The organism is Bacteroidales bacterium (assembly GCA_018334875.1).
Taxonomy (GTDB): Bacteria; Bacteroidota; Bacteroidia; order Bacteroidales; family UBA12077; genus JAGXLC01.
In genome coordinates, this window is sequence record JAGXLC010000452.1 from 1 (window position 1) to 3,216 (window position 3,216).

Genomic DNA, 3,216 nt, shown 5'->3' on the forward strand with positions numbered 1-3,216 from the left:
GGGAAAAGGGCGCTCCAGCACAATCAATATATATGGATTCAGACGGCAACGTCGGCATCGGGACCTCATCCCCCGCATTTGCATTCGATGCGAGAATAACCGCGGATAAAAGTATTGGACAATTTACGCAAGAAGGTGCTTATGATGGGACCGTTTATTTACAAGCCAGAGGCGCAAATTCCAAGAAGAGTTTATGGTATAGTTTAACAAAGGAATCTAACGGCAACAACTCATCAGTAGCTTTCGGGGCATTTGAAGATAATGCCATTATTGAAGTTGAGGGTTCCGAGAAAGTACGTATCGACAATGTCGGCAACGTCGGCATCGGGACGGCAAGTCCCAATCAACAGGTGACTATCGAAGGAACAATGGATCTTAAGGAACAGTCTGCTGCCGGAGTTGATACTGCTGCTTATGGTCAAATTTGGGTCAAAGATTCTACTCCAAACGAACTTTATTTCACTGATGATGCTGGGACGGATACGCAGATAAGTTCTCATCCTTTAGATGCTCCCACAGAACTATATGTCAACGGTCCCGGACTTGACTGGATTGGGAAGAGGGTACAGAATTATGCTGGTGAGATATACTGGCAGACGACTGACGGCACGATCACCATTGAAACTTTCGCTGAATACAATTCCAGGAGACAGGACATTGAGGGGCATGTTGATTTAGTTGCCAAAGATTGGGATAAAGTTCATCGGAATCAGGCAGTCACTAAATACATGGCCGAAGAAATTGAAGTGAGCAAAGCGGAAGCCCTTGAAGAAAAAGAGAAGAAAGAAGAAGTTAAAACTATCCGGCGTAAAATAGAATATAAACTTAATGAAGAGACCGGCGAAATAGAACCGGTTGAAAAAGAAGAATCCACAACAACTTTGAAAGGTACAGGCGAATACCATAAAGCACTTAAAGAAGGAGTTCGACTGGATACCGAAACCGGTAAACTATACCGAAAAAGAACTGAAACTGAGGTTGAAGCAATGATTCAACCAGAAGATATTCCTTCAATGCCTCAATGGATTAAGAATAGAATGAAATGAAATTTCAACTCCAGTGGTCAAATGAAGGCCAAACTAATTTATGGACTCCGGAACATTTTATCGGGGCCTCGAAAGAAGAAATCTTGAAAGCTATCGGTCGAGGCGGGTGCGGACCGGGAAAACTTGGAGACAAATTTGTCCCGGATTCTATTTGGGGTTTAAACGTTCACCCTGCCTGCAAACGCCATGATATGGGATGGTATTTAAGCGAAACAGAGGAAGAATATGTTATATCTGATAATATGTTTTTATGTAACCTACTCAGGCTTAACGATTCTTCGGGCAGTAATAAACTGATTAAATGGCTCAGGTTGCACGGGCCTTATGGAATGTACAGCTACTATGAAGCAGTAGCTTATCTCGGGAGGTAAAAATGGAGAAAAAAGGTAAAAGTTATAAAAAAGCAAAAAAACTGGCAAAGAAAAATCCCCATAACGTCCGAGCAGGGTCAAACCTTATTAAGGCTAGAAAGCGGCGAAGACAAAATATTATGAAAAAGATGTTTAAATCGAGGTAAAATTATGGCTTCAACATTAAGAAAATGGCGGAGAGCATATAAAAAATCTGCCAAGAAAGGGATAATAGAAGGACGGAAATTAATTGAACGTCGAAGAAGTGCTTATAATAAATCGGTTGAAAAAGGCATAGCGGAAGGACGAAAAATGATTAAACGAAAGAAAAAATAATGTCTGTTAAAAAATGTAAAAACAAAAAGTACCGGATAGGCTCGGGGAAATGCAGGTATAAAACAAAGAAGTCTGCTGAAAAAGTATACCGGGCGTATAGAGCTAAAAAATATTCTAAAAAGGATTGATTATGCCAACTAATATTTTACAAGCCAATACAGGTCAGTTAGCGGCTGCCTCGGCGGCTTTATATACAGCCCCGACCAATACCAAGGCCCGGATAATAAAAGCTGTTGTGTGCAATGATACGACTTCTGTGGTGACTTATTCTTTCTGGAGGGTTCCTTCCGGAGATTCAGCCGATGCAACTACTCTGCTTGTCAATGCCCGCAATCTACCAAGCGAAGAATCAACCCAGGTGGACGAACTTATTGGTATAGTTCTTGAAGCAGGAGGGGCTATTCACGGAAAAGCCGGCACAGCAAACCAGGTAACTTATCATATTGATGTAGCAGAGGTTGTGGAGTAAATTATGTTTGAAAAGATTAAAATATTTTTTTGCTGGCTATTTAAAACGGCTGCATATCAAACAGCGGAAAGTTTGAAAGGCACTGCAATTAATATACTCAGGGAAGCCCAGCGACGAAGTGAGGCGGGAGCTTCTTTTAAAGAGATTGAAAAAGGTGCAGAGCAGATATTTAAGAATAGATACCCATCAGAAAAAGTTGTTGTAATTAAACTGGCAATCAGAATGGCAGTTGAAATATTAAAAAAATCAGGAGAGCTGTAAGTGAGGCTTTTTGTGGATTATGACAAATGCGATGCCTGCGATCATTGTAAATGGTTCATATCCGGTCTGCCGGAAGCTGGATATATAGGAGTACAAATTCCGCAGTGGATACAAGAAGATGCAGACGTGCTTAATCTGATTACTCAAATGGTAAAAGAGTGCCCGCAACAGGCTTTTTATTGGGGAGAGGCTGATTAAATGATACATACTTTGAGTTTATGTCCGACATGTTATAAGAAGATTCCGGCGGTAATATATCCTGAAAATGGGGTATCTTATATGGAAAAAACATGTGAGGCCCATGGGGACTTTAAAGCCGTAGTCGAACGGGACGCTTCTTTTGTTTCTAATTTTTATGCTTTAGGAACATTAAATCAAAATAATTCTATAATTATTCATATAAGTAATACCTGTAATATGAACTGCCCCTGGTGTTATTACGGCGGTGAGGAGTTCCATGATTTTCTCTGGTATGATATTTTACTCAGGGAAATGTATCCGGGATTTTCCTGGATGCTGTCCGGCGGGGAACCCACGGAAAGACCTGACTATTTTGAATTTGTAGAGCAGGCGTCTTTATTCGGTTGGAACCCTTCTACAATCACGAATATGATAAACCTGGCAGATGAAAAATTTTTCAAAAAAACTCTTTCTCCTCATTTTATTGATAATACTGGATGTCATAAATTTGCAATGAGTTTTCAGCATCCGGATAATTATTCAAATGAAGAGTACAGGCTTAAGCTTCTCCCTC

General features: G+C 40.5%; 7 protein-coding genes. All 7 read left to right on the plus strand.

The window, feature by feature from the left end:
* Positions 1 to 1,046, plus strand: a 1,046-nt coding sequence (locus KGY70_19670; protein MBS3777423.1) for a hypothetical protein, incomplete at its 5' end; no start/stop codon positions are given.
* Complete coding sequence (locus KGY70_19675) at positions 1,043 to 1,417, plus strand: hypothetical protein (GenBank protein MBS3777424.1); 375 nt, start codon at positions 1,043 to 1,045, stop codon at positions 1,415 to 1,417. The genes KGY70_19670 and KGY70_19675, both read left to right, overlap by 4 nt.
* A 150-nt stretch (positions 1,418 to 1,567) precedes the next feature.
* Positions 1,568 to 1,732, plus strand: coding sequence for a hypothetical protein (locus KGY70_19680; protein MBS3777425.1), 165 nt, complete (start codon positions 1,568 to 1,570; stop codon positions 1,730 to 1,732).
* 130 nt (positions 1,733 to 1,862) lie between these two features.
* Positions 1,863 to 2,201 (plus strand): hypothetical protein, encoded by a 339-nt coding sequence (locus KGY70_19685; protein MBS3777426.1) that lies wholly within the window; start codon positions 1,863 to 1,865, stop codon positions 2,199 to 2,201.
* A 3-nt stretch (positions 2,202 to 2,204) separates the two neighbouring features.
* Positions 2,205 to 2,462, plus strand: a complete 258-nt coding sequence (locus KGY70_19690; GenBank protein ID MBS3777427.1) for a hypothetical protein — start codon at positions 2,205 to 2,207, stop codon at positions 2,460 to 2,462.
* 12 nt (positions 2,463 to 2,474) lie between these two features.
* Positions 2,475 to 2,660, plus strand: coding sequence for a hypothetical protein (locus tag KGY70_19695; GenBank protein ID MBS3777428.1), 186 nt, complete (start codon positions 2,475 to 2,477; stop codon positions 2,658 to 2,660).
* Positions 2,661 to 2,741: 81 nt separating this feature from the next.
* The coding region (locus tag KGY70_19700; GenBank protein MBS3777429.1) for a hypothetical protein at positions 2,742 to 3,216 on the plus strand (475 nt) is incomplete at its 3' end.